The sequence below is a fragment of the Micromonospora sp. NPDC048830 genome, assembly GCF_043198215.1.
In the GTDB taxonomy this organism is placed as follows: domain Bacteria; phylum Actinomycetota; class Actinomycetes; order Mycobacteriales; family Micromonosporaceae; genus Micromonospora.
Window position 1 is genome coordinate 1 of sequence record NZ_JBICUP010000146.1, and the last position, 1,012, is coordinate 1,012.

2 pseudogenes are annotated in these 1,012 nt (G+C 65.7%); both read right to left on the reverse strand.

Going from position 1 to position 1,012, the window contains the following annotated elements:
• Positions 1–360 (reverse strand): annotated as a pseudogene (locus ACGFIZ_RS34305) (hypothetical protein); the annotation flags it as partial.
• Between the two features lie 269 nt (positions 361–629).
• Positions 630–1,012, reverse strand: a pseudogene (locus tag ACGFIZ_RS34310) (hypothetical protein); the annotation flags it as partial.

The following is a 1,012-nucleotide window of genomic DNA, read 5'->3' on the forward strand; positions in this document are numbered from 1 at the left end:
CGTGCCGCCCTCCTCGTTGTTGAGCCGGACGAACGCCTCCACCAACGCGTCGTCGTCACAGCGCACCTCACGAACCTGGCCCTCGTCGTGATCGCCCTTGTTCCAGTCGTCGTCACGGTTGTGATCGTCCCGGTCCGGCCCGTCGTCCTTGACGAACTGCTCCGTGGTGGACCACTTGAGGTTGCCAGCAACGCGACCCACCCCGGCGGCCCCGGCGCCCGTGGCGGCACCCACCGCAGCGAGGCTGACCACCCCGGTCAGGCCCACCACGCCCGTGGCGATCCACAGCTTGCGGTGACGCGGCGCAGCCCCGGTCACCTGCCCCGTCGTATCGGTGCTCTTCGGTAGGTAGTTGGACATAGGAGCTCTCTGCTCTCTCCTCGTACCAGACAAGGTGCTCCGCCAGCAGGCGGGCGCCCTGGCTACAAATCGGTTGTAGCTTCTGAATCACACCGTATGAGAAACTTCTTCACGACGAGGGCATACGCGAAAGAAGTGCACGTTAGGAGTCGGGCCCGCTCACGCCGGTGCGAAGCCGGACGAGGCGGGCAGGTACGACGGGAGAGCCCCTCCCGCCGCAGAAGCGTTCGGAAGGGGCTCTCCCTCTTCTCTATGTGATCAGCCTGCCGTCAGGCGAAGCAGCCGGGGACCTTGCCGGCGCAGTTGCGGGGGTCATTGTCGGTGATGATCGACTCGTCGTCGACCTTGACCGTGCCCTCGTTGTTGACGATGCCGCCGGCCACGTCGTGAGGCTTGTCGGTGCCGGTGGCCGTGTTCTTCTTGACCTTGGTGTTGGTGAGGATGACCGTGCCGCGGTTGTTGAAGATGCCGCCGCCGTTGGTGGCGGTGTTGTTCTCGACCTTGCTGTCGCGCAGGGTGACGACGGCCTCGTTGTCCTCCTTCTTCGGGCCGAAGTCGGGGTCGCCGTTGAAGATGCCGCCGCCGCGTCGTCCGGCGTTGTTGCCGAGGATGGCGCTGTCGTCGATGGTGGCGCTGCCGCGTTGGTTGTGGT